Raw genomic sequence first — 23264 nt, forward strand, 5'->3', positions numbered from 1 at the left:
CGGACGGGAAACGGTGACGGCCCGGAAACCGGTGTCCCGGCCCCGGCACATCGGGGATTGATCACCCGGACCGGCGAAACGTAAGGTCAACGCGATCCGGCAACACATCCGATGTCTTGTCTCGCGAGGACACGCCCATGCCCATGCAGCCCTGGTTCGCCGACGCCAAACTCGGCATCTTCGTCCACTACGGGATCTACGCCGTCGACGGCGTCCCCGAGTCGTGGTCCTTCTACACCGGGCAGGTTTCCCGGGAGCAGTACATGAAGCAGCTGGCCGGCTTCACCGCCGCCGCGTACGAACCGGCCGACTGGGCACGGCTGTTCGCCCGCGCGGGCGCCCGCTACGCGGTGCTGACGGCCCGTCACCACGACGGCGTGGCACTGTGGGACACCGCCCGCGAGGACGGCCTGTCCGTCGCCCGCGACACCCCCGCCCGCCGCGACCTGATCGGCGGCTACGCCGACGCGCTGCGCGCCGAGGGCCTCAAGGTCGGCCTGTACTACTCCCATTCGGACTGGTCGCACCCCGACTACCCGTCCGTCCGGCACCCGCACCCCGACCCGCAGCAGGTCGCCGTCAACGACAATCCGCTCAGCGCTCCCGCGCCCGGCGCGCAGGACCCGGCCGCCTGGCACCGCTACCTCGGCTACCGGGACGCCCAGGTGCTGGAACTGGCCCACCGCTACCGGCCCGACCTGCTGTGGTTCGACGGCGAGTGGGAGCGCTCCGAAGAGCAGTGGGGGATCGACGCCCTGGCCGACGCCGTCCTCGCCGTCCACCCCGAAACCGTCTTCAACGCCCGGATGTTCAGCCGCGGCGACTACGCCACACCCGAACAGGGCGTCCCGCTCCAGGCCCCCGAGGGCCCCTGGGAGCTGTGCCTGACGGTCAACGACTCCTGGGGCTTCCAGGGGCACGACGACCACCACAAGTCGGTCGGCCAGATCGTCCGCTACTTCACCGAGACCATCGGCGCGGGCGGCAATCTGCTGCTCGACGTCGGCCCCCGCGAGGACGGCACGATCACCGCCGAGCAGAGCGCCCGCCTGACGGGCCTCGGCGACTGGATCGCCCGGCACGACGCCGCCGTGTACGGCACCGTCGCCGGGCTGCCCGCCGGCCACCACTACGGCCCGAGCACCCTGTCGGCCGACCGCCGCACGCTCTATCTGACCTGCTTCGACGCGCCCCGCGAGACGGTGTCGGTACGCGGGCTGCGCAATGCCGTGCGCCGTGTGACCGTCCTCGGCACGGGCACCGCCCTCGGCCACGAGGTCACCGGCGGCCTGCACGACGTCCCCGGCGTGCTCTGGATCGACGCGCCGCCCGCCGCCGACGTGGACCCGTACGCGACCGTCCTGGCCGTGGAGCTGGACGGCGAGCTGGACCTCTACCGGGGGACCGGACGGGTGTGAGGGGGCGCGGGCGGCGGAGCACTCGGGGCACGGCGCGTGGGCCAGGCGTGCCGGGTGCGCAGGAGGGAGCAGAAGGTGCGGGTGGTGGCTTCGAAAGCATCGGATGTCTGGGGGAGCGGCCTTGGGAAATCCACGTGAGAGCGCTCCCCGGCCAGGGAATCCGCGCGGGCGATCTGGCACTATGTGCCCTGTACTGCGACCTCCCGGGTGTGGTGCGGACCGACAGCGTGAAGGGAGCCCGGTGAAGCGCGACGTGGGCCGGACGACGAGGGATCTCCGTCGGCACAACCGCACGTCCGTACTGACGCGGCTCTATCTGCACGGCCCCGCCAGCCGCTTCGACCTCATGCGGGCCACCGGTCTCAGCTCCGCCACCGTCAGCAACGTGGTCACCGACCTCGTCGCCGACGGCCTGGTCGCCGAGGCGGGACTGCTCGACTCCGACGGCGGGCGCCCGCGCACGCTGCTCGAAGTGCGGCCCGGATACGCCCAGGTGGCGGGCGTCGACATCGGCGAGACCCATGTCCAGGTCGGGCTGTTCGACTGGACCCTGGACACCCTCGCCACCGCCACCTATCCGATGGACACCGGCCGCCCCGACCCCGGCGTGCTCGCCGGCCTCGTCACCACGGGCATCGAGGAGGTCACCGCCAAGGCCGGCGCCGACCCGGCCGCCCTGCTCGGCGTCGGCGTCGGCGTCCCCGGCGCCGTCCGCCCCGACGGCGCGGTCCACGCGCCGACCCTCGGCTGGTCCGGCGTGCCCTTCGACGCCCTGCTGCGACCGCACATCGCGGCCCCCCTGCACCTGGACAACTGCGCCCGCACCCTCGGCCAGGCCGAGATGTGGCGGGGCGCGGGGCGCGGCGCCGACCGCGCCATCGTCGCGCTCCTGGCGGTCGGTGTGGGCGCCGCGGTCGCCACCGGCACGCCCGGCGGCGTCGCCAGCACCACCAGCGAATGGGGCCACACCGTCGTCGAGGCGGGCGGCGCCCCCTGCCGCTGCGGCTCCCGCGGCTGCCTGGAGGCGTACGTCGGAGCCGAGGCGATCCTCGACCACTACGGCAGCCTGCCCGGCGCCCCCGAACTGCGCGGCGGCGGCACCGAGGCCAAGGTCGCGGCCCTGGTCGCCGACGCCGCCCGCCCCGGCGCCGCCGCCGACACCGTCCGGTGGACGGCCGAATACCTCGGCATCGGCATCGCGAACCTCATCAATCTGCTCAGCCCGGACCGGGTGGTCCTCTCCGGCTGGGTCAGCGGCGCCATGGGCCCGGCGATGCTCCCGGCGGTCCGCGACGCGGTCCGCCGGCACGCGCTGGACTACCTGGCGGCCGGCACCGTCCTGGAGCTGGGCCGGCTGGGCCCGGACGCGGTCGCCCTGGGCGCCGCGACGCTGCCGGTGCACGGGCTGCTGGCGGCGGGGGAGCGGACCGGCTGAGGGGCGCGCCCCCTCCTCCCGCGGTCCCGGCGTCCTCCGGAAGCGTTCCGAAAAAACCTTGCGCGACGGATTGACCGCCCATCGATCGCTACTTAGTTTAAGTCCGAGAAAAAGACGGGCCGGGTGTTCGGCACCGCCCTCTTCGGAACACGTGGGAGCACGCATGGCGTTGGGTCCCGGCGACGGCCGGCTGTACATCGACGGAGAGTTCACCCCCGCGGCCTCGGGCCGGACCGGGGTGGTGGAGGAGAAGGCGACCGGCCGCCCGATCGGCAGCTACGCGCTGGGCGCGGCCGAGGACGTGGAACGGGCCGTGGCGGCCGCGCGGGCGGCGCAGCCCGGATGGGCCGAGCTGTCGGCGCCCGCGCGCGCCGGACATCTGCGCGCGCTGTGCGGATACCTGGAGCAGCGGTACGCGGAACTGGTCGAGCAGAGCATGCGCGAGACCGGCGGCGTCCGCGCCAAGGCGGAGGACGAAGTCGGCACCAGTATCCGGCAGTTGGCGCTGTCGGCGGTGCAGGTGAGCGAGAACGCGGGCGACATCCTGCCGCCGTACAAGGCGGGCAAGCTGTCGCTGTCACGGACCGTGCCGCTGGGTGTACTGGGGCTGATCACCCCGTGGAACTACCCGATGAATCTGGCGATGCGGGCCCTCGCGCCGGGCCTGGCCTTCGGCAACACCGTGGTGCTCAAGCCCGCGGAGCTGACCCCGGTGATCGGCGGACAGGTGCTCGCGGAGGCGGCGGCGCACGCGGGACTGCCGCCGGGCGTGCTCAATGTGGTGACCGGCGACGGCCCGGACGCCGGCTGGGCGCTGGCGCGCCACCAGGGCGTGGACATGCTGGACTTCACCGGTTCGCGCGAGGTCGGCCTGGCGATCAGCCGGGCCGCGGCCGGTGAACTGCGCGACATCCGCCTGGAATTGGGCGGCAGCAATGCCTTCGTGGTGCTCGACGACGCCGACGTGGAGCTGGCCGCCGACTGCGCGATGGTCGCGTCCCTGGAATTCCAGGGGCAGACATGCATCAGCGCCTCGCGGCACATCGTGCAGCGGTCGGTAGCCGACGCGTACACCGAGGCGATCACCCGGCGGGCTGCTGCACTGAAGGTCGGCGACCCGTTCGACCCCGGCAACGCGCTGGGCCCGCTGATCAGCCCGGCGCAAAGGGACCGGCTGCACCGCACGATCGTGGAGCCGTCACTGGCCATGGGCGCGCGGCTGGTGACCGGCGGGACGTACGAGGGGCTGTTCTACCGGCCGACCGTGCTGGCCGACGTCACACCGGCGATGCCCGCCTTCCGCGAGGAAGTCTTCGGGCCGGTGCTGCCGGTGACGGTGGTGGACACCCAGGAGGAGGCCGTCGCGCTCACCAACGGCCTTCCCATGCTGATGAATTCGGTCTTCACCCGGGATCTGATCCGCGGCCTGTCGGTCGCCGAGCGGCTGCAGGCGGGCGAGGTGCACGTCAACGACGCGCACGCCCGGCACGGCGCGGAGAACCAGATGCCCGGCTTCACGCGGCGGCAGTGGATCGGCCTCCAGCGGACCCCGTTGCACCTTCCCGACTGGGCCACCGCGCCCGCGACACGAGAGAGCTGACAACCATGGGCATCATCGAGGAAAGACGTGCTGCCGCCGTCCTGCTGGCGGCCGGACTGCTGGTGACGACGGCGGCGTGCGGCGGCGGCTCGGACAAGAAGTCCGACGACGGGACGGGGACACCCGCGGCCAAGGACAAGGGCAAGACCGTCGAACTGAGCTTCTGGGACTGGGACCCCAACATGGACAAGGTGGTCGCCAAGTGGAACGCGGCGCACCCCGGGATCCATGTGAAGCTGTCGAACCCGGCGGGCGGCGACCAGTTGGTGGCCAAGATGATCACGGCGCACGAGGCGAAGAACGGCCCGGACATCGCCAAGGTCGAGTACCAGTCGCTGCCCGCGCTGGTCTCCAAGGGCGTGGTGCGGGACATCACCGAGTACACCAAGGACACCGTCGGCAAATTCGACCAACCCACCCTGAAGAGCACGGTGTTCGAGGGCAAGGTGTACGGCATCCCGCAGGACGTCGCGCCGCTGATGCTGTTCTACCGGGCGGACCTGTTCAAGAAGTACGGGCTGGCCGTGCCGACGACCTGGGAGCAGTACGCGGCGGAGGCGAAGACGCTGCGGAGCAAGGCGCCCAAGTCCTATCTGACCAACTTCGACGCGGCCGACCCCGGCTGGTTCACCGGGCTCGCCCAGCAGGCCGGCGCCGACTGGTGGACCACCAGCGGCACGACGTGGAAGGTCGACATCGCCGGCGCCGCGACCGCGAAGGTGGCGAACTACTGGCAGGGCCTGGTGGACGACGGCACCATCGCCAAGAATCCGTCCTTCAGCCCGCAGTGGAACAAGCAGATGAACGACGGCACGCTGCTCACCTGGATCTCCGGCGCCTGGGCGCCCGCGCAGATCGGCGGCATCGCGCCCGCCACCAAGGGCAAGTGGGCGGTCGCCCCGCTGCCGGCGTGGACCGCGGGCGACGCCACCACGGGCATCTGGGGCGGCTCCGCGACGACCGTCACCAGCGACTCCGAGCACCCGGCGGAGGCCGCGGAATTCGCGTCCTGGCTCAACACGGACGACGCGGCGGTCACCGAACAGGTCAAGCAGATCAATGTCTACCCGGCGGCCACCGCGGGCCGTTCGCTGCCCGTGCTCCAGGCCGCGCCCGCCTTCTTCCCCAACCAGCCGGACTTCTACGCGCAGGTGAAGAAGGTCGCGCCGAGCGCCCGCAGCTTCCAGATGTGGGGCCCGAACGTCACGGTGACCTTCACCGGCTACACCGACAACTTCGGCAAGGCGCTGCAGAACGGCAGTTCGTTCACCGGGGCGCTGTCCGCGATGCAGAACGCCACCGTCGCGGACATGAAGAAGCTCGGATTCACGGTCGGCTGATGGCACGCCGGAGAACTGCCGCGCGCGGGACCGGCGGGTTCCCGTACCTGCTGGTCCTGCCCGCCGTCCTGCTCTTCGCCGCCTTCGTGGTGGCGCCCGGGGTGTACGCGCTGCTGCTGAGCTTCCAGCGCCGCAAGGTCAACGGCGGCCTGCTCGGCGGCGGCACCCACACCGTATGGGCCGGACTGGCCAACTACCGTGATGTGCTGGGCGATTCCGACCTGTGGTCGGGGGTCGGGCGGATGCTGGTGCTGGGTGCGATCACCGTGCCGGGCACCGTGTTCTTCGCGCTGCTGTTCGCGGTGCTGCTTGACATGGAAAGGACCCGGCTCAAGCGGGTCACCCGGCTGACGATCTTCCTGCCGTACGCGGTGCCCGGCGTGATCGCCTCGCTGATGTGGGGCTTCCTCTACCTGCCCGCGACCAGCCCGATCGGCGGCGACCGGGTGGACTTCTTCGGGAGCACCGCGGTGTTCTTCTCGGTCGCCAATGTGGCCGTGTGGGGCGCCGTCGGCTTCAACATGATCGTGATCTACACGGCACTGCGCGCCCTGCCCGCCGAACTCTACGAGTCGGCGCGGCTGGACGGCGCCACCGAGTGGCAGATCGTGCTGCGGATCAAGGTGCCGCTGGTGATGCCGGCCGTGGTGATGTGCTGCCTGTTCACGGTGCTCGCCGCGCTCCAGGTGTTCAACGAGCCCAACACCCTCAAGCCGCTGTCCAACGCCGTCACGTCGACCTGGGTGCCGCTGATGAAGATCTACGACGACGCCTTCGGCAACTCCGACATCCACACGGCGGCGGCCACGTCCGTGGTGCTGACCGTCGCGGCGCTCGCCGTCTCCTTCGTGACCGCCCGCGTCATCCAGTCCCGGGTCCAGCAGGAGGCCAAGTGACCGCCGCGCCCGCGCGGGCGCCGCAGCTGGACCCCGCGGGCGGCGCCCCGAAGCCGCGCCGAAAGGTCGCGCTCCTCCCTACCACCGCGCTGGTGCTCGGCGCGCTCTACTGCGTCGTGCCGACGCTGTGGATCCTGATCGCGGCCACCAAATCGCGTACGAAACTGTTCTCCACCGCCACCTACGTCCCCTCGCTCGACCTCGGGATCTGGCACAACATCAAGGACCTGACGGACTATCAGGACGGCATCTTCTGGCGCTGGATGCTCAACAGCTTCTTCTACGCGGCGGTCGGCGGCCTGCTGGCCTCCTTCGTCTCCGCCGCCACCGGGTACGCGCTCGCCAAATACGCCTTCCGCGGCCGTACCGCCCTGTTCAACACCATCCTCGCGGGCGTGCTGCTGCCGCAGATCGTGCTGGCGGTGCCGCAGTATCTGCTGCTGTCCAAGGTCGGCATGACGGACAGTCTGATCGGCGTGCTGCTCCCGCAGTTGTTCAATCCGTACGGCATCTACCTCTGCCGGATCTACGCGGCCTCCGCCGTGCCGGACTCGCTGTTGGAAGCGGGACGGATCGACGGCGCGGGCGAGGCGCGGCTGTTCTTCTCGGTGGGGCTCCGGCTGATGGGCCCGGGGCTCGTCACCGTCTTCCTGCTCCAGTTCATCGCGATCTGGAACAACTTCCTGCTGCCGTACGTGATGCTCACCAGCGACGACAAATTCCCGCTCACCGTGGGCCTGTACAGCCTGCTGCGGCACGGCGCCGACGAGGCGTCGCTGTACTCGCTGGTGGTGACCGGCACCCTGCTGTCGGTCGTCCCCGTGATCGCGCTCTTCCTGTCGCTCCAGCGATTCTGGCGGATCGACCTGGTGACGGGAGCGCTCAAGTAGGGCCCGCGGCTCGCGCCTGTGCCGGGGGTCCAACCCTTGTGCGGGCTTCATTACTTGAAGCCCGCACAAGGGATTGACGCCGCCGCGCCATGAGGAGTTAATTCTTCTGATTGGTCGTGGGAGCGCTCCCATACCCGTGCTCGCACGCGCGCTCCCGAGCCGTGTCCGTACCGTCGCAGCGTCCGAACGAGGAGTCCCCCCGCATGCCCGCACGCGTCAGCGCACGTACCGCCCGTACGCTCACCGCCGCCGTGGCCACCGCCGCGCTGGCCGCACTCGCCGTCGCCCCGGCGCAGGCGACGACCGCCCACCGGCCGGGCGGTGAGCGACGGCCGCCCGCCGCGCTCTACACGCCGCCCGCCAACGCGGACGCCAACCGGCAGATCGTGGATCTGCTGCGGCACGGGAAGCTCAGGGACGCCGCCGGGGTGCTGGCGATGACGCTGACCCCGCAGGCCGTCTGGTACGGCGACGGGACGCCCGCGCAGGTGGAGTCCTCGGTCCGCGCCACTGTCACCGACGCGGCCCGCAAGCACGCCCTGCCGGTGCTCGCGCTCTACAACATCCCCGGCCGCGACTGCGCCCAGTACTCGGCGGGCGGCGCCGCGAACACCGCGGAGTACGAGGCGTGGATCGACGCCGTACGGCGCGGCATCGGCGACCGGCCCGCCACCGTGATCCTGGAACCGGACTCGCTGGCGCTGCTCCCCGCGGACTGCGGCGCCGACGACGCCCAGGGCAGCCTGACCGCCGCGCGCTACACCGAAATCCACTACGCCGTCGAGGCGTTGGAGCCGCTCGCGGGCACCAAGGTCTATCTGGACGCCGGCCACAGCGGCTGGCACAGCGTCAACGACATCGTGCCCAGGCTCGCCGAGGCGGGTATCGCGGACGCCAGCGGCTTCTTCCTCAATATCTCCAACTACCGCTCGGACAGCGAACTGGCCTGGTACGGCAAGCTCATCTCGTCCTGCCTGGCCTACACGGCGACGGGCGGCGCGGCGGCCGACTGCCCCAATCAGTTCTGGCCGGTCAACGACGCCCAGGGCTGGCTCGACGCGCATGTGCACACCGCGCCGTCCGCGATGAAGCACTTCGTCACCGACACCAGCCGCAACGGCCAGGGCCCGTGGACACCGCCGGCCGGTGTCTACAGCGACGCGCAGGACTGGTGCAACCCGCCCGGACGGGGTCTTGGTGCCCGGCCGACCCTGAACACCGGTGATCCGCTGCTCGACGCGAAGCTCTGGGTGAAGATCCCGGGCGAGTCCGACGGCCAGTGCACCCGCGGCACCGCGGGCCCGAACGATCCGGAGCGCGGCTACCCGGATCCGGCGGCGGGCGCGTGGTTCACGCAGCAGGCCCTGGAGCTCGTGCACGACGCCAACCCGCCGCTGCTGCCGCACTGAGACCGCCGGCCGCTCTCCCCGCCACCGCGCTCTCCCCGCTCGCGGCAGGGCGGGGAGAGCGGCCGTGCGCCGCACCCCGCGTGCGGCCGGACGTCGTCAGGCGTCGTCGCGGGTGAAGCGGGCCGTCACATTGATCGTGGCCGGACCCCTGAGCATGCCGAGCTGATTCCACGTCATGCCGAATTCGGCGCGGTCCACGGAGACTTCGGCCTCCAGCGTGACGGCGTCGGCGGCGGCCGACAGGACGCGGGCGGGGAAGGCGAGGGCCAAGGTCTTCTCGCGGACGGTGAGTTCGCCGGTCACGGTCACGGCGTCACCCTCGCCGGGCGTCACGCTCGTGGCGGTGAAGGCGAAGGACGGGTGCGCGTCGGCGGCGAAGAAATCGGCCGAGCGCAGGTGGGTGTCGCGCTTGGCGTTCTTGGTGTCGAGGGTGGCCGCCTCGATCGTCAGCGTCCCGCGCCCGGTCCCGTCGGGCAGCACCTCGCCCGCGCCGGATATCCCGGTGAACACCCCCGAGACGGTCGCCAGCCCCCAGAAGGTCTTGCTGCGGAAGCGCACCGCCGACGCGGCCGGGTCCAGTGTCCAGCGCCCGGCGCCGACGACGGCGGTGGGGCGGGCGGAGTCCGGTGCGCCCGAGGCGCCCGAGGTGTCGGTGGTGTTCGGCACGGTGGTTCCTTTCCTGGGACCGGCGGGGGGAACGGGTGACTGCGCCGCCGATGTGATTGAGCCTTCAAAAGGCTACCAGATATTAGCTCGCCAGCGAGATAATAACGGTGAAGGTACCCTGGAATCCGGCCGCCGGGCCCCATGGTCCGACGGCCTCACCAGGGACAACGCCGATCGGGCGCCGAGGACGACAGCGCCGGCGGCACCACGGACCACGGGAGCGCGGGGCATGGCGGAGGCAGCGGGGGACGGGGACGGACGCGCCGCGCACGACGGCGCGACGGCGGCGGACGAGGCGTGTCCGAACGCGCGTGAGCTGGCCCTGCTCCACCAATGGCACGCCCTGCACACTGGTGTGCGGCGGCTCAACGACGGCCTGCTCGCCGATGTCGAGCAGCAGGCGGGCCTCGCCCCCTCGTCCTTCCAGGCCCTGCTCTTCCTGATGACCGCGCCCGGCCAGGCCGCGCCGATGAACCAGCTCTCGCAGGCCCTCGGCTTCTCCACCGCGGGCACCACCAAGGTCGTCGACCGGCTGGCGGAGGCGGGCCTGGTCGAGCGCCGGCCCTCCGCGGCCGACCGCCGGGTGATCTTCACCGCCCTCACGCCCGGCGGCGCCCGGAGCGTCCTGGCCGCCTCCCGCTCGCTGGCCGGGGCCGTACGGAGCCGGGTCGTCGAGCCACTCGGTGAGGACGTCTTCGCCTCCCTCGCCGCCGCCGTCGGCTCCCTCGACCCCGAACCCGATGCCTGCGGCTGACCGCTCGCGGGTCGTTGCACGTGGGACGGGAGTGACGCTTTCGCCGCCGTGAGCGCTGTGGGGAGTAGAGCCGCGCACCGCTCGTCCCGACGCGGTCGGCTCACCGAGCGGAGGCGGCATGCGAGGCGCGGCAGTCGTACCGGCGACGTACGCCCACGGGCGCGCGTTCGGGCCCGGGTACGCGCTCGGGTACGCACTCGCGTCCGTGCCCGGGCACGCGCTCGGACACGGTCACGGCCGTCGCGCCGTACCCGGACGGCACGCGCGGTGACACCTGCCGCAGCCGCGACGCTGTACGAGACGGGACGGCCGTCGAACGGAACCGGCCGCCCCGGGGGCATGGGCACGATGCGCGGTGCCGCGACGTACGAAGAGGACGCGGTGGTCAGGGCCGGTGCGCGGCGGCGCGGGCGGACGGACGGCGGGGATCTCGGCCGCGCGGTGACCCGCGCCAGGGCCGGGGACGAGGCCGCCTTCACCGTGGTCTACCGCGAGGTGCAGCCGATGCTGCTCGGCTTCCTGCGCGGTCTGGTCGGCGACGACGCCGACGACATCGCCTCGGACACCTGGCACGACATCGTTCGCGACCTGCACGCCTTCCGCGGCGACGGCGCCGCCTTCCGCGGCTGGGCCGCCACCATCGCCCGGCACCGGGCCCTGGACCACATCAGGCGGGTGAAGTCCCGGCCGCGCACCACCGTGCTCGACCCGGCGGCGGTCGAACCCGTCGCCGTCCCCGACTCCGCGGGCACGGCGCTGGAGAATCTCTCCACGGCCCGCGCCCTCGCGATGATCGCCGAACTCCCGCGCGACCAGGCGGAGGCCGTCCTGCTCCGCGTGGTGATCGGGCTGAGCGGTCCCGCGGCGGCCGACGTCCTCGGCAAACGCCCGGGCGCCGTCCGCACCGCCGCCTACCGCGGCCTGCGCCGCCTCGCGCAGCAACTCGGCGGCACGGCAAGGGACATGACCCGCGACGCGGACCCGTCGGCGGTTCCGGCCGAGGACGTACGGGGCGACGCGGCACGGCCGGGCGCCGTACGACAAGGCGGCGGTTTACGGCGGGACGACGTGGCGTCGGGCGCGGAGCCGCGGGGCGACGACGACGGGGCGGCGGACCCGAGCGCGGACGCGGACAGGGAGACGGGCGCGGACACGGAGGTGGACGCGAGCAAGGACGCGGACGGCGACACGGATACGGATGCGCGGGGCGACGGGGGACTGGGGCGCGGCGGCGCCGGGACGGTGGCGAGTGACGATGCCGGGGAGAGCTGAGATGGACGACGCACGGGAAGACGGCGGCTGGCCGGACCCGGCGACCGCGGAACGGCTGCTGCGTGCCACCGCCGCGGCCGATCGCCCCGCCGATGACCCCGGGGTGCTGGGCGAGATCGCCGACGCCCGGTTCTTCGCGCTGCTCCGGCTGCTCTCCACGGCGGCCAAGGGCGCCGAGCTGGACGCCGACCGCGAGCAGGCCGCCGTCGTGGCATTCCGGGCGGCGCGCCGTACCGGAGGCGCCAGGCAGGGGCGGCGGCTCGTCCTGTCAGGACGGTCGGCGAAGGTGCTGGCCGGGGGACTGGCGGCGGTCTTCGCCGTCGGCGGCGTCGCCGTGGCGGCCGGCACCGGTGTGCTGCCGGGACCCTTCCGCGGCGGCGCGTTCCACGCCGGGCCGCTCACCGCGGGCGGTACCGCGGGGGCGGACGAGGGGACCGGCGCCCCCACCTCCGTGCCGGCGACCACCGCGCCGCCCGCTCCCGAGGGCGACGCGCCGCGCGACGACGTGCCCGATCCCGCGGACGACGGCCACGGGCACCGGCACGGCGACACGCGCGGACCGCACCGCTTCGGCCCGCCCCAGGCACCGGACCACAGCCGGCGGGCCGCCGTCCGCGCCCTGTGCCGCGGCTATACGGAGGCCACCCGGCACGGCGGACACGCCGACCCGTGGCTGACCGCCCGGCTCCAGCGGGAGGCGGGCCGCAAGGACCGGATCGCGGCGTACTGCCGGCGGCTGCTCGCGCACGGGCGGAGCGGCGACAACGGGCCGGGGGAGACCGGCGGGCCGGGGCCTTCTATGCCGCCCGCGTCCGGCACAGGGAAACCGACCGACCCGGCGACGTCCGAGCCGGCCGCGACACCCACGTCGTCGCCGTCCTCGTCGCCGTCCCCGACCGCGTCGCCGACCGGGTCCACCGGCGCGCCCGCCCAGCAGCACGCGGGCGACCTGGACGACCTGGACGACCAAGGCGGCGGCCTCGGCGATCGGAGCATCGTCGGCACCGGCAGACCGGTCATCGCGGCGCGCACGTCCGGCAAGGCGGCCGGGGCCACGACATACGGCGGCGCGCCGTATGTGAGGTGACCCCACGGGTGCCGATCCGGCACAGTTGCGCCATGCTCACCGATGTCCCCTTGCCGCACGACCCGCACGTGCGTCACATGCGACAGCTCTTCCTCGCCGTCGTCACCGGAAGCTTCGTCTTCCTCATCCCCTGGATCGGCTATCTGTCGGTGAGCCTGCCGACCCATCGCGTCGTGAGCCAGTGGCGGTTCGCCTGGGTCGGCTTCGACGGCGCCCTGATCCTCGCGATCGGCGTCACCGCGCTCTGCGCCTGGCGGCGGCTGCAGATCTTCATCCCCTGGGCGATCGTCACCGCGACCCTGCTGCTCTGCGACGCGTGGTTCGACGTGGTCCTCGACTGGAACAGCGGCGACAGGACGGGTTCGCTGCTCACCGCGGGTCTCGCGGAACTGCCCATGGCCGCACTGCTGTTGTACGTCGCCCGGAAGATGATCAGACTGACCGTGATCATCGCCTGGCAGCGGGCGGGCCGCACCGACCCGGTGCCCGCGCTGTCCCGGCTCTCGCTGGTGATACTGGCCGGCCACGGACACCATAGGCCCGCCGCCGAGGGCGGCGGCACGGGCACGGAGGGGGACCACCGGTGAGCGACGTCACGACCACCACCACACCAGCGGCAGCGGCGCCGGGCGACGGGGCCGCACAGGGCGACGAGACGGACCGGGAGCAGGCGTACGACGTGCTGGTCGTCGGCGGCACCGGCGTCGACACCATCGTGCGCGTCGACGACCTCGCGATACCCGGCGGCGACTCCGTCCTCGTCCCGCCGATCCGCGACTATGTCGCGCACACCGGCAACGGCGTCGCCCTCGGCTTCCACGCCCTCGGCCTGTCGACCAAATTCATCGACTTCCTCGGCGACGACGCGCAGGGCCGGACGATCCTGGAGCGGTACGCCGACGCCGGGCTCGACTTCAGCCATCTGCCCGCGCCCGCCGGGACCCCGCGCAGCGTCAACCTCGTCGACCGCGAGGGGCGGCGCTTCTCCTTCTACGACGGCCGCCACCCGGCCGATCTGCTGCTGCCCCGCGCCTTCTACCTGCCGTATCTGGCCCGCGCCCGGCATGTGCACATCTCCCGCTCCGGCCACGCCCGCGAGGTCTTCGCCGAGGCCACCCGGCTCGGCCGTACCGTCTCCACGGACCTGCACGCCTGGGACGGCGAGGACCCGTCGGCACACCCGTGGGCGTACGGCGCGGATCTGGTCTTCCTCAGCGCCGCCGCGGCCGGCGACCGGATCGGCCACGTCATGCGGCGGATCGCCGCGCACGGCAGGGCGTCGCTGGTCGTCGCGACGGACGGCGCCGCGGGCTGCCATGTGCTGCGCCGCGGTGACGAGGCGCCCCGGCACTTCCCCGCCGTCGTACCGGAACGCCCGGTCGTGGACAGCAATGGCGCGGGCGACGCCTTCCTCACCGCCTTCCTCCAGGCCCGCTTCGCCGGACGCGGCCTCGAGGAGTGCGTGCTCGCCGGTTCCGTCTCCGGCGCCTACGCCTGCGGCAGCCACGGCACGCACGAGGAGATCATCGGCGCCGCCGACCTCGCGGCCGCCGTGGCCCGGGCGCGTACGGCCGCCACCGACGAGGCCCCCGCCGCCACCTGACGGCGCGTCATTTCCGACGCACCGTCAGGAAGCGGTGCACGTCGGGCCGTTACGTCGCCTCGATCCGCCGTACCGCGGTGTCGAGCGCCGCGTCCTGCGAGGCATAGACCTCGCACACCGGGTCGCCGCTCGGCGTGCGGGTGTGGTCGATCTCCCACAGGCTCAGCTCGCTGCCGTCCAGCAGCAGAAAGGCGTGCTCGTACAGCGACCACGACACATGGCGGCCGGCGACCAGGGTGCTGCGGCGGGTGACGATGCTGATGTCGTGCGCGATCGAGGCGCGCAGCCTGCTGCGGACGTCCTGGCCGGGCGCGTTGGCGTTGGTGGCGCGCCGCAGCAGCCGCCGGGCGTGCTCGGCGGAGTCGCCCTCGGTGTAGGCGCGGCGGAAGGCGTCCGGGGTGTCGGCCAGCAGGCCGGTCGCCGCCGCGGCGGACAGCGCCTCGCCGTACGGCGCCGCGAGCGTGTCGGGTACGAGGTCCTGCGGGCCCGGTGCGCCGCCGAAGGCCGCGTCGACCTCCCACTCGGCGAGCGTCAGCTCCTCGCGCTCGGCGAAGACCGCGCAGTGCACCGCGCCGTCGTCGGGACCCGCGTTGTGTTCCAGCTCCCACAGCACGCGCACCTCGCCGTCGGGCAGCAGGAAACTGTGCCGGAACGTACGCCGGTTCAGCCGGCGCGGCGGACCCTTGGTGTGCCGGCAGGACTGCAGCCCGCAGTAGTGCATCAGCGCGCTGCGCACCTCGGCGGCCAGGACCGGTTCGACCTGGTCCGCGTTCTCGGCGCGGCCCAATAACCGGTCGAGCTGTTCCGCCGGTCGGCCACCCGACCGTACCGGCTCCGTGCCGTCCGTAGGCTCTGCGTCCATCCGGCCCTCCCGGCCCCGCCTCGCCAACCCCGCGGCGACTCAGGGTAGTAGCGCGGTAGCCGATTGCGCCCGCGAACGCCGAAGTTCGCGGCGCACGGTTGGTCCCCGTGCGCCCGGCCGGTGCCGGACCCGCCGTGCCGGTCGCCGTCCCGCCCCTGTCGTTCCGGCCGGCGGCGGTCGCTGCCGCCCGCTGCCGCGGGCTGCCGTCAGCCGCCCGCCGCGGTGTCCCGGTCCGCGCACCACAGCAGCGCGCCGCGCAGGTGGGCGCGGAAGTCGGGGTCGGCGTAGGCGGCTTCGCGGTGCCCGAGCGCGGTGTAGAAGGAGCGGCCCGCGCCGGTCCGCCGGCACCACACCAGCGGGTGTCCGGCGCCCATGGTGCCCCCGCGATAGCCGCTCTCGTCCACCGTGGCGAGCACACGGACACCGCCGGCCGCGCCCGGCCGATCCGAAGCGCGGGGATCGGCGCGGAAGTTGTACCACTCGTCGGTCCACGCCCAGCGCTCCGGAAGATGTGCCGTCGCCGGATGGGCGCGGTCGGTGACCGTGATCTCGGCGGGCTGGATCTCCGGATGGCCGGCGAAGCGCGCGCCCACCAGGTGTTCGTAGTACGGCCATTGCTCCTCGGCGCAGGCGGCGGCGTGCACACCGAGGAAGCCGCCGCCGTCGGTGACATGGGCGCGCAGCCGCTGCCGGGTGACGTCGTCGAGGACGTCACCGGTGGGCGAGAGGAAGACGACGGCCGCGCAGCCGGAGCGCAGCAGCGAACCCAACTCGGCGGTGTCCTCGGTGTGGACGACGTTCAGCCCGTGCGCCACCGCGATCTCGGCCAGGGCGGCGGCCCCGGCCGGTATCGAGTCGTGCCGGTAGCCGGCGGTGGCGCTGAAGACGAGGACGCGCGCGGGTACGGACATCGCGAGGGCTCTCCTGGCGGGAATGCGGGGTCAGTCGGTGGCGGTGCCGGAACCGGTCGGGGCGGGCGCGCCGGTGTTCGCGTCGGTGCCCGTGGTGAACGGGGTGCCGCAGCGGGCGCAGGCGGCGGCCGTCATGTCCTCCCGGAAAGCACCGCATTCGTCGCAGACACGGTTCAGCCAGCAGACGGGGTCGCCGCCCTCGGTACGCTCCTCGGCCTCGCTCATGGCGTTCCCTCCTCGTGCCGGGCGCTCGCGCGGCAGGTCCCGCGACGGGTCCTACTCATGGCGTTCCTTCTCGCGGGCGCGGCGCGGCTCCTGGGCGCGCTGCTGTTCGCGCGCGTCCCAGCGGTTCATCGCCCGCCGCAGCGAACGGGACTCCGCGAAGCCGAGCCTGGCGGCGCGCTGGGCCGAGCCGCTGCCCGCGTGCCGGGGGTCGGCGGACCGCTCCTGGCGTACCGCGTCGAGTTCGGCCCGCCAGGTGGTGCCCGACTCGCCGAGCCTGCGCTGAAGAGTCCGCGGGCTGACCGCGAGCCGCCGGGCGGCGTCGGACAACGACGGCCGCCCGTCCGGCAGTTGGGCGATGATCGCCTCGCGCAGCCCCGGTACGGCGCCGCCCGCGTCCGGCCGCGGCACCCGTACGGTCTCGGCGGTGCGCGCGATGATCGCGGCGAGCGCGGGGTCGGCGGTGACCAGCGGGCGGTCCAGATCGCAGCGGTGCAAGGTGATGGAGTCCGCCGGGGCGCCGAAGTCCACCGCCGCCCCGCCGAAGGCCGCCGCGTAACCGCCGTGTCCGCGCGGCGGCCGGTGCGTGAAGGAGACCCGCAGCGGGGCGAGCGCGGAACCGGTGGCGTGCCGCAGCTGCGCGACGACCACCGCGAGGGCGAATTCGGCGACCACACCGCGCAGTTCGTCGTCGCCGCGGTGCACCGCGTACTCCACCGACACCTCGTCGTCCGACACGGTGCTGGTCAGCACGGAATTGCTGCTGACCAGGTGGATGAAGGAGCCCGCCTTGGCCAGGCCCTCGCCGAGGGTGGGCGCGGTGCTCAGCAGATAATCGAAGAGGTCGAGCTGCCCCGGCCGGTAGCCCGCGGCGGCCAGCAGTCCGGCGTCCGGGCGTTCGGTGCGCGCCAGTACCGCGCCCCACAGCCGGTAGGTGTTCGCGGACGGGGTGCGCGCGGTCTCCGGTGCGCGCAGCACCGTGGGCAATCCGGCGGCCTGCACGAGCTGTTGTGCCTCGCGGGGGCTGAACGTGGCGGCGGTGGCGATGAATCGCGGCACGACGACGCACTCGGTGAGACGGTCGGCGGCGGCGGGTCCGTACGGGTCGGTCGGCGTCGCGGTGGGGGGCATGGCCGGCTCCTCGGGCAGTCGGCTCGTCGGTTCTGCGGAGGCGTCTCCGCAGCATACGCGGTATGTGGCGTGTTGGGTCCGGTGCGTGGCGCGTTATGACCTCCCTTGGCACCTCCTGTCCGGGACATGATCGGGGGCATCGGTGCCCCTGGGGCACGGGAGTGTCCCGCGTCGGGGGAGGCGTGGGCACAACGGGGGAACGGGGAGTGCGGGGGAGGGCCGGTGCGGATGGATTCCCATCCGCACCGGCGGCATGCCCGGGCCCGTACGGGCGGGCCGTTCCGGTGCGTGCCGGCGCCGGTCGTCACGGCCGTCAACCCCGCGTCGCGGCCTGCCGTACCGCCGGATCGAGCCAGTGCAGCCGCCCGATGCTGATGATCCGCAGCCGCAGCCGGGCGGCGTGCGTGATGCGGTCGTGGGCGGCCGGATCGTCGGGCGGCGCCTCCAGGAAGGCCGCGGCCGTCATCACCATGTGGTCCACGTACAGCTCCGCCAGCACATGCAGATCGTCGGCCGGCCAGCCCTCGGACGCGGGCTGGGCCCCGAGTCCGGCGGCCACCTCGTCGGCGAAGCGGTCGAGTTCCGCGGCGATCGCCGTACGGACGGCCGTGACGCCGCCGTGCCGCTCGCGCGCGATGAAGCGGACGTGCGGGCGGTGCTCGGTGACGTACGCGGCGGTGATCGCCACAGTGCGGTCGATGAGTTCGTCGGCGTCCGCGGTCTCGGTCAGCACGGCCCGGATGACGGTGTGCAGGCTGCCGAGCGCCTCGTCGACCAGCGCGACGCCGAGGTCGGCCATGTCCGGGAAGTGCCGGTAGAAGGCGGCGGGCGAGACGCCGACCTCGCGGGTCAGCTCGCGCAGCCCCAGGCTGCTGAGGTTCTGGTGCTCCAGCAGCCGCAGGCCCGCGTCCAGCAGCGCCTGCCGGGTCTGCTGCTTGCGTGCCTGGCGGACTCCTGAAGTGTGACTCATGTCATTCAGTAAACAACCGTTCTCCGACTTTGACCAGCGCCGTGCGGCGCTACACTGATGAAGTCAGTGAACAAGTGTTATCCGAAACGTCAACTCCCCGGAGGTGGAGCAGACATGAGTCTCGTCGTCCTCCTGCTCGGCATGGGCATCCTGATGGGCGCCGCCGCCCACACCCCGCTGCCGGTCTTCCTCGTCGCCGCCGGCGCCATCGCCGTGTGGCTGTTCGGCTTCGCGGTCCGCGAGCGCATCGCCCGGCACCGCGGCTGACGCTCCGGCGACCCGCGCACCCACCCCAGCCCACCACGACAGTTCCTGGAAGGAACACCGTGAACACCGCAGCCCACCCGGCCGCGGCCGGTACGCCGGCCGCGACGTCCCGACCCGCCCGCACCGAGCGGTCCGCACGCTCCACCCGTGACGCCGACGGCATGGCCGTCGCGTCCTTCCTGCTCGGACTCCCGGGCCTGCTGGTCCTCAACCTCGTCCTCGGTCCGGTCGCGATCGTGCTGTCCCTGGTCGCCCTCAGCCGCGGCACCCAGCGCCGCGGGCGCGCGCTGCTGGGCTTCGCCCTCGGCGTCGCCGACCTGCTGATCGTGCTCGCCCTGACCATCGCCAACCACGGCGTGATCTGGCAGTTCGGCTGACCCCGGCGTACCGCGGACATGCGAGCGGCCCCCTCCTCGACGGGAGGGGGCCGCTCGCATGTGTGCCTGTCGTGCTCCGGGCGGATCAGCTCAGGTCGATGCCCGGGTAGAGCGGGAAGCCCGCCAGCAGATCGGCGGCGCGCTTGGCGACCTGCTCGGCCACGGCCGCGTCGAGCACATGGTGCGCCTTGGACGTGCCGCCGTTCTTCGCCGGCGCGGCCGTCGCACCGGACAGCACCGTGTCGATCAGCCCGGCGATCTCGTCCATCTCGGCCGTGCCGAGACCGCGGGTGGTCAGCGCCGGGGTGCCGATCCGGATACCGGAGGTGTACCAGGCGCCGTTCGGGTCCTGCGGCACCGAATTGCGGTTGGTGACGATGCCCGCGTCCAGCAGCGCGGCCTCGGCCTGGCGGCCGGTGAGACCGTAGCCGGAGACGTCGATCAGCACCAGGTGGTTGTCGGTGCCGCCGGTCACCAGCTTCGCGCCGCGGGTCAGCAGGCCCTCGGCGAGGGCGCGCGAATTGTCGACGATCGCCTGCGCGTAGTCCCGGAACTCCGGCCGCGCCGCCTCCGCGAGCGCCACCGCCTTCGCCGCCATGACGTGCGGCAGCGGACCGCCCAGCACCATCGGGCAGCCGCGGTCCACGTGCTCGGCCAGCGCCTCGTCGCACAGCACCATGCCGCCGCGCGGGCCGCGCAGCGACTTGTGGGTGGTCGTGGTGACGATGTTCGCGTGCGGTACCGGGTCGAAGTCGCCGGTCAGCACCTTGCCCGCGACCAGGCCCGCGAAGTGGGCCATGTCCACCATCAGTGTGGCGCCGACCTCGTCGGCGATCTCGCGCATCAGGCGGAAGTTGACCAGCCGCGGATACGCGGAGTAGCCCGCGACGATGATCAGCGGGCGGAATTCGCGCGCGGCGGCGCGGACCGCGTCATAGTCCAGCAGGCCCGTCGCCGGGTCCGTGCCGTAGCTGCGCTGGTCGAACATCTTGCCCGAGATGTTGGGGCGGAAGCCGTGCGTGAGGTGGCCGCCCGCGTCCAGCGACATGCCGAGCATCCGCTGGTTGCCGAACTCGCGGCGCAGCTCGGCCCAGTCCTGCTCCGACAGGTCGTTCACCTGCCGCGCCCCCGCGCGCGCCAGCGCCGGGCTCTCCACCTTCTGCGACAGCACCGCCCAGAACGCCACGAGGTTCGCGTCGATCCCGGAGTGCGGCTGCACATAGGCGTGGTCGGCGCCGAACACCGTACGGGCGTGCTCGGCGGCCAGCGTCTCGACGGTGTCCACATTGCGGCAGCCCGCGTAGAAGCGGCGGCCCGCCGTACCCTCCGCGTACTTGTCGCTGAACCAGTTGCCCATCGCCAGCAGCGTCGCCGGCGAGGCGTAGTTCTCGCTCGCGATCAGCTTCAGCATCTCGCGCTGGTCCGCCAGCTCGTTCGCGATCGCGTCCGCCACCCGCGGCTCCACACCGCGGATCACGTCCAGCGCGCTGCGGAAGGCGCTTTGCGCCGCTTCGGGATTCGGGGTGCGGTTGCCGGTGCTCGACGGCTCGGCCATGGGAGTCCTCCTGCTCGCGACGGGACGGCCCAGGCGCACGGCTCTTTCGCTTCCAGCGAGGACCGCTTCCCGATGGTTGACCCCATCTCAGCGCGCCAGTCACGGCCCGCCCGCACGATACCCTGCGGGCGGCCCGCTGTGTTATCGGTCCGCCCGGTGGTCGCACCCCGGTTCTCCTGCCCGGGGGCTTGCCGTGTCCTCGCCGTCGCGGTTCCGGCGATCTGCGGTGTGCCGCGCCGTCGGGGGCTGAGCGCGCAGTTCCCCGCGCCCCTGTTGGGGCGGATCGCCGTCGTCGTCCGCCCGGGCGGAAGCGCCCCAAAGGGGCGCGAGGAACTGCGCGAACGTCCCCCACCGGCGGCCGGACCGGGAACGGGCTCAGCCGCCCGAGCCGTCCCCGGAAGGGGCGCGGGGAACTGCGCGCTCAGCCCCCGCAGGCGGGCGGACCGGGACGAGGGGCGAGCCCTCCGCCCGGTCCCGGCAGGGGCGCCGGGCGCCGGCCCGGTGGTGGGGAGGGCCGGGGCCCGAGGCCGTCTGTTTGGATGGGAGAGCCCCGCCCGGAAAGGGCCAGGTGGAGCTGGACGTTGGGAGCCGTATGGAAGCCGCAGAACCCCCGGTGAGGACCCGCCTCGGCGGAGGAACGGCCGTGATCGACCTGGACCGCCCGAAAGCGCTGAACGCCCTGGACCTGACCATGGTCCAGCAGATGACCCGGGCCCTGGAGGGCTGGCGGACCGACCCCGCCGTCACCTCCGTCGTCGTCCGCAGCACCTCACCGAAAGCCTTCTGCTCGGGCGGCGACATCCGCGCGGTCCGCGCCGCGGCCCTGCGCGGTGACGACGCGGCCGTCACCGCGTACTTCACGGCCGAATACGCCCTCAACGCCCTGATCGCGCGCTACCCGAAGCCGTACACCGCCCTGATCGACGGCTACGCGATGGGCGGCGGCCTCGGCATCTCGGTGCACGGCTCGGCCCGCGTCGTGACCGAGCGGGCCTCGCTCGCGATGCCGGAGACGTCGATCGGCTTCTTCCCCGACATCGGCGCGAGCTACTTCCTGCCCCGCCTGCCGGGCGCGGTCGGCTGGTACCTGGGCCTGACCGGGGCCCGCGTCACAGGCGCGGCGGCGGTGGCGTGCGGCCTGGCCACGCACTACGTGCCCGCGTCCGCGCTGCCCGCGCTGGAGGAAGAGCTGACCGGGGCGGCGGGTCCGGCCGCGCTCGACCGGTACGCCACCGCGGCCCCGCCCTCCGAGCTGTCCGCGCACCTCCCGGCGATCGAGCGCTGCTTCGCCGCGCCCGACCTCGGCGAGGTCATGGCGCGGCTGGCGGCCGAGGACGCCGACCGGGAGTGGGCGGACACGACCCTCGACGTACTGCGCCGCGCGTCCCCCGCGAGCCTGCGGATCACCTTCGACCTGCTGAAGCGCGGCGCCCGCGCCGCATTGGAGGAGTGCCTGGCGGACGAGCTGGAACTGGCCCGCAGGACGGCGTTCACACCGGACTTCGCGGAGGGCGTGCGCGCGGCGCTGGTCGACAAGGACCGCAAGCCCGCCTGGTCACCGGCACCGTAACTCACTATGTGAGATACGGGTGTCATGATGTGGACGTCGGGCGTAGCGTCAGCACTGAACCCGCCGTGCCGCGGCGGGAACTGACGGCCCGAGGGCCGGGGAACGGAGCGCCGCGCCATGCCGAGGGAATGGGACGCCAAGACGTACGACTCGCTGCCGCTGCCGCATCTCGGCTGGGGCCGCCGTACGCTCGCCCGGCTGCCGCTCGAGGGCGACGAGCGGGTGCTCGACGCGGGCTGCGGCACCGGCCGCGACACCGCGGGCCTGCTCGACCTGCTGCCGCGCGGCCGGGTGGTCGCCGTGGACGGTTCCGTCCGCATGCTGGACCAGCTCCGCGAGCGGCTGGCGGGCCGGCTGGAGCGCGTCGAGGTCGTCCACGCCGACCTGACCCGCCCGCTGCCCTTCGACGGCGAGGTCGACGCCGTCTTCAGCGTCGCCGCCTTCCACTGGATCGACGACCACGCCGCGCTCTTCGCCTCGCTGGCCGGGCGGCTGTGCCCGGGCGGCCGGCTGGTCACCGAATGCGGCGGCCGCGGCAACATCGCCGCCGTCAACGCGGCGGTCGCCGACGTCCTGGGCGGCGACGCCCCCGAGGTGTGGGACTTCGCGGGAGCCGCGGACACCCGCGAGCGGCTGGCCGCCGCCGGCTTCACCGACGTCGAGGTGGGCCTGCGCCCGGACCCGGCCCGTTTCGAACCCGGCGAGCAACTGGAGTCCTACCTGGCCACCGTCGTCCTCGGCGCCCACCTCGACGCGATGGCCGACGACGACCGCGAGCCCTTCGTCAAGGCCGTCGCCGCCCGCCTCGCCGAGCCGGTCGTGGACTACGTACGGCTGGAGATCTCCGCGACCAGGGCGTGAGCGTGACGCCACCGCGTGCGGGGCGTGAACCGGTTGAGGACGCGGCCGCGGGCGAGCCCCGTCCGGCTCCCCGTAACGCCGTGCCCGTACCGGTTCAGCGTTGTTAAGGTGAGCCGATCGCACCGGTCAGCCCCGCGCGGGCCCTGTCGCCGTGAGGCCGAGAAAGGC

General features: G+C 73.2%; 22 protein-coding genes, 1 pseudogene and 1 riboswitch. Of the genes and pseudogenes, 16 read left to right on the plus strand and 7 right to left on the minus strand.

Translation table 11 applies throughout. The features are described from left to right. Positions 1-137 precede the first annotated feature (137 nt). The 7 genes from BM076_RS02505 to BM076_RS02535 all read left to right on the plus strand — a co-directional run bounded on the left by BM076_RS02505 (position 138) and on the right by BM076_RS02535 (position 8988). Complete coding sequence (locus BM076_RS02505; RefSeq protein WP_093711618.1) at positions 138-1418, plus strand: alpha-L-fucosidase; 1281 nt, start codon at positions 138-140, stop codon at positions 1416-1418. A 241-nt stretch (positions 1419-1659) separates the two neighbouring features. Continuing rightward, entirely contained in the window at positions 1660-2853 is a 1194-nt protein-coding gene (locus BM076_RS02510; RefSeq protein ID WP_093711619.1) for an ROK family transcriptional regulator, read from the plus strand. Between the two features lie 163 nt (positions 2854-3016). Then, complete coding sequence (locus BM076_RS02515) at positions 3017-4453, plus strand: aldehyde dehydrogenase family protein (RefSeq protein ID WP_093711620.1); 1437 nt, start codon at positions 3017-3019, stop codon at positions 4451-4453. 5 nt (positions 4454-4458) lie between these two features. Further along, entirely contained in the window at positions 4459-5793 is a 1335-nt protein-coding gene (locus BM076_RS02520) for an ABC transporter substrate-binding protein (protein ID WP_093711621.1), read from the plus strand. Further along, the gene (locus BM076_RS02525) at positions 5793-6689 is read left to right on the plus strand and encodes a carbohydrate ABC transporter permease (protein ID WP_093711622.1); all 897 of its coding nucleotides are present in this window, start codon (positions 5793-5795) and stop codon (positions 6687-6689) included. Before BM076_RS02520 ends, BM076_RS02525 begins: the two co-directional genes overlap by 1 nt. Continuing rightward, entirely contained in the window at positions 6686-7579 is an 894-nt protein-coding gene (locus BM076_RS02530; RefSeq protein WP_093711623.1) for a carbohydrate ABC transporter permease, read from the plus strand. Before BM076_RS02525 ends, BM076_RS02530 begins: the two co-directional genes overlap by 4 nt. A gap of 203 nt (positions 7580-7782) precedes the next feature. Beyond that, the gene (locus BM076_RS02535; RefSeq protein WP_093711624.1) at positions 7783-8988 is read left to right on the plus strand and encodes a glycoside hydrolase family 6 protein; all 1206 of its coding nucleotides are present in this window, start codon (positions 7783-7785) and stop codon (positions 8986-8988) included. 96 nt (positions 8989-9084) lie between these two features. Here the strand turns inward: BM076_RS02535 and BM076_RS02540 are convergent, their stop codons facing one another. Beyond that, positions 9085-9654 carry a YceI family protein gene (locus BM076_RS02540; RefSeq protein WP_093711625.1) on the minus strand — a complete coding sequence of 190 codons (570 nt, stop codon included), beginning with the start codon at positions 9652-9654 and terminating at the stop codon, positions 9085-9087. Positions 9655-9883: 229 nt separating this feature from the next. On the opposite strand from BM076_RS02540, the gene BM076_RS02545 reads away from it, so the two are divergent. From BM076_RS02545 to BM076_RS02565, 5 genes and pseudogenes are all read left to right on the plus strand, one after another. After that, a complete protein-coding gene (locus BM076_RS02545; protein WP_093711626.1) occupies positions 9884-10408 on the plus strand; it encodes a MarR family winged helix-turn-helix transcriptional regulator in 525 nt (174 codons plus the stop codon). 381 nt (positions 10409-10789) lie between these two features. Continuing rightward, a pseudogene (locus BM076_RS02550) lies at positions 10790-11356 on the plus strand (RNA polymerase sigma factor); the annotation flags it as partial. Between the two features lie 325 nt (positions 11357-11681). Further along, on the plus strand, positions 11682-12767 hold the full coding sequence (locus BM076_RS02555) for a hypothetical protein (protein ID WP_093711627.1): 1086 nt from the start codon (positions 11682-11684) through the stop codon (positions 12765-12767). Between the two features lie 32 nt (positions 12768-12799). Beyond that, entirely contained in the window at positions 12800-13354 is a 555-nt protein-coding gene (locus BM076_RS02560) for a hypothetical protein (protein WP_093711628.1), read from the plus strand. Positions 13355-13446: 92 nt separating this feature from the next. Continuing rightward, entirely contained in the window at positions 13447-14370 is a 924-nt protein-coding gene (locus BM076_RS02565) for a carbohydrate kinase family protein (protein WP_245795678.1), read from the plus strand. Between the two features lie 49 nt (positions 14371-14419). Here the strand turns inward: BM076_RS02565 and BM076_RS02570 are convergent, their stop codons facing one another. The 5 genes from BM076_RS02570 to BM076_RS02590 form a co-directional block, all read right to left on the minus strand. Further along, positions 14420-15232, minus strand: coding sequence for a DUF6227 family protein (locus BM076_RS02570; protein ID WP_143120505.1), 813 nt, complete (start codon positions 15230-15232; stop codon positions 14420-14422). A 206-nt stretch (positions 15233-15438) separates the two neighbouring features. Continuing rightward, the gene (locus BM076_RS02575) at positions 15439-16143 is read right to left on the minus strand and encodes a ThuA domain-containing protein (RefSeq protein ID WP_093711631.1); all 705 of its coding nucleotides are present in this window, start codon (positions 16141-16143) and stop codon (positions 15439-15441) included. Positions 16144-16173: 30 nt separating this feature from the next. Continuing rightward, entirely contained in the window at positions 16174-16368 is a 195-nt protein-coding gene (locus tag BM076_RS37010) for a hypothetical protein (protein ID WP_093711632.1), read from the minus strand. 51 nt (positions 16369-16419) lie between these two features. Next, a complete protein-coding gene (locus BM076_RS02585) occupies positions 16420-17496 on the minus strand; it encodes an AraC family transcriptional regulator ligand-binding domain-containing protein (RefSeq protein WP_093711633.1) in 1077 nt (358 codons plus the stop codon). A gap of 313 nt (positions 17497-17809) precedes the next feature. Next, positions 17810-18466 carry a TetR family transcriptional regulator gene (locus tag BM076_RS02590; RefSeq protein WP_093711634.1) on the minus strand — a complete coding sequence of 219 codons (657 nt, stop codon included), beginning with the start codon at positions 18464-18466 and terminating at the stop codon, positions 17810-17812. A 114-nt stretch (positions 18467-18580) separates the two neighbouring features. Here BM076_RS02590 and BM076_RS36400 point away from each other — a divergent pair, with 114 nt between their 5' ends. Continuing rightward, positions 18581-18733 (plus strand): hypothetical protein, encoded by a 153-nt coding sequence (locus BM076_RS36400; protein WP_177246292.1) that lies wholly within the window; start codon positions 18581-18583, stop codon positions 18731-18733. Positions 18734-18792: 59 nt separating this feature from the next. After that, positions 18793-19110, plus strand: a complete 318-nt coding sequence (locus BM076_RS02595) for a DUF4190 domain-containing protein (RefSeq protein ID WP_093711635.1) — start codon at positions 18793-18795, stop codon at positions 19108-19110. An 85-nt stretch (positions 19111-19195) separates the two neighbouring features. Here BM076_RS02595 and BM076_RS02600 read toward each other — a convergent pair whose 3' ends face one another. Next, positions 19196-20665 (minus strand): glycine hydroxymethyltransferase, encoded by a 1470-nt coding sequence (locus tag BM076_RS02600; RefSeq protein ID WP_093711636.1) that lies wholly within the window; start codon positions 20663-20665, stop codon positions 19196-19198. 20 nt (positions 20666-20685) lie between these two features. Then, positions 20686-20778: riboswitch (ZMP/ZTP riboswitch) on the minus strand. 479 nt (positions 20779-21257) lie between these two features. On the opposite strand from BM076_RS02600, the gene BM076_RS02605 reads away from it, so the two are divergent. Next, a complete protein-coding gene (locus BM076_RS02605; protein WP_093711637.1) occupies positions 21258-22235 on the plus strand; it encodes an enoyl-CoA hydratase/isomerase family protein in 978 nt (325 codons plus the stop codon). A 117-nt stretch (positions 22236-22352) separates the two neighbouring features. Further along, positions 22353-23096 carry a class I SAM-dependent methyltransferase gene (locus tag BM076_RS02610; protein ID WP_093711638.1) on the plus strand — a complete coding sequence of 248 codons (744 nt, stop codon included), beginning with the start codon at positions 22353-22355 and terminating at the stop codon, positions 23094-23096. The last annotated feature ends 168 nt before the right edge of the window (positions 23097-23264 follow it).

Source organism: Actinacidiphila alni, from assembly GCF_900112845.1.
In the GTDB taxonomy this organism is placed as follows: Bacteria; Actinomycetota; Actinomycetes; order Streptomycetales; family Streptomycetaceae; genus Actinacidiphila; species Actinacidiphila alni.

What these genes read in the sequence shown, in the direction of transcription:
- BM076_RS02600 (WP_093711636.1), bottom strand. Translation starts at nt 20,665, where the DNA reads ATGGCCGAGCCGTCGAGCACCGGCAACCGCACCCCGAATCCCGAAGCG.
- BM076_RS02535 (WP_093711624.1), top strand. Translation starts at nt 7,783, where the DNA reads ATGCCCGCACGCGTCAGCGCACGTACCGCCCGTACGCTCACCGCCGCC.
- BM076_RS02605 (WP_093711637.1), top strand. Translation starts at nt 21,258, where the DNA reads ATGGAAGCCGCAGAACCCCCGGTGAGGACCCGCCTCGGCGGAGGAACG.
- BM076_RS02545 (WP_093711626.1), top strand. Translation starts at nt 9,884, where the DNA reads ATGGCGGAGGCAGCGGGGGACGGGGACGGACGCGCCGCGCACGACGGC.
- BM076_RS02525 (WP_093711622.1), top strand. Translation starts at nt 5,793, where the DNA reads ATGGCACGCCGGAGAACTGCCGCGCGCGGGACCGGCGGGTTCCCGTAC.
- BM076_RS02575 (WP_093711631.1), bottom strand. Translation starts at nt 16,143, where the DNA reads ATGTCCGTACCCGCGCGCGTCCTCGTCTTCAGCGCCACCGCCGGCTAC.
- BM076_RS02570 (WP_143120505.1), bottom strand. Translation starts at nt 15,232, where the DNA reads ATGGACGCAGAGCCTACGGACGGCACGGAGCCGGTACGGTCGGGTGGC.
- BM076_RS02505 (WP_093711618.1), top strand. Translation starts at nt 138, where the DNA reads ATGCCCATGCAGCCCTGGTTCGCCGACGCCAAACTCGGCATCTTCGTC.
- BM076_RS02555 (WP_093711627.1), top strand. Translation starts at nt 11,682, where the DNA reads ATGGACGACGCACGGGAAGACGGCGGCTGGCCGGACCCGGCGACCGCG.
- BM076_RS02585 (WP_093711633.1), bottom strand. Translation starts at nt 17,496, where the DNA reads ATGCCCCCCACCGCGACGCCGACCGACCCGTACGGACCCGCCGCCGCC.
- BM076_RS36400 (WP_177246292.1), top strand. Translation starts at nt 18,581, where the DNA reads ATGAGTCTCGTCGTCCTCCTGCTCGGCATGGGCATCCTGATGGGCGCC.
- BM076_RS02515 (WP_093711620.1), top strand. Translation starts at nt 3,017, where the DNA reads ATGGCGTTGGGTCCCGGCGACGGCCGGCTGTACATCGACGGAGAGTTC.
- BM076_RS02560 (WP_093711628.1), top strand. Translation starts at nt 12,800, where the DNA reads ATGCTCACCGATGTCCCCTTGCCGCACGACCCGCACGTGCGTCACATG.
- BM076_RS02610 (WP_093711638.1), top strand. Translation starts at nt 22,353, where the DNA reads ATGCCGAGGGAATGGGACGCCAAGACGTACGACTCGCTGCCGCTGCCG.
- BM076_RS02590 (WP_093711634.1), bottom strand. Translation starts at nt 18,466, where the DNA reads ATGAGTCACACTTCAGGAGTCCGCCAGGCACGCAAGCAGCAGACCCGG.
- BM076_RS37010 (WP_093711632.1), bottom strand. Translation starts at nt 16,368, where the DNA reads ATGAGCGAGGCCGAGGAGCGTACCGAGGGCGGCGACCCCGTCTGCTGG.
- BM076_RS02520 (WP_093711621.1), top strand. Translation starts at nt 4,459, where the DNA reads ATGGGCATCATCGAGGAAAGACGTGCTGCCGCCGTCCTGCTGGCGGCC.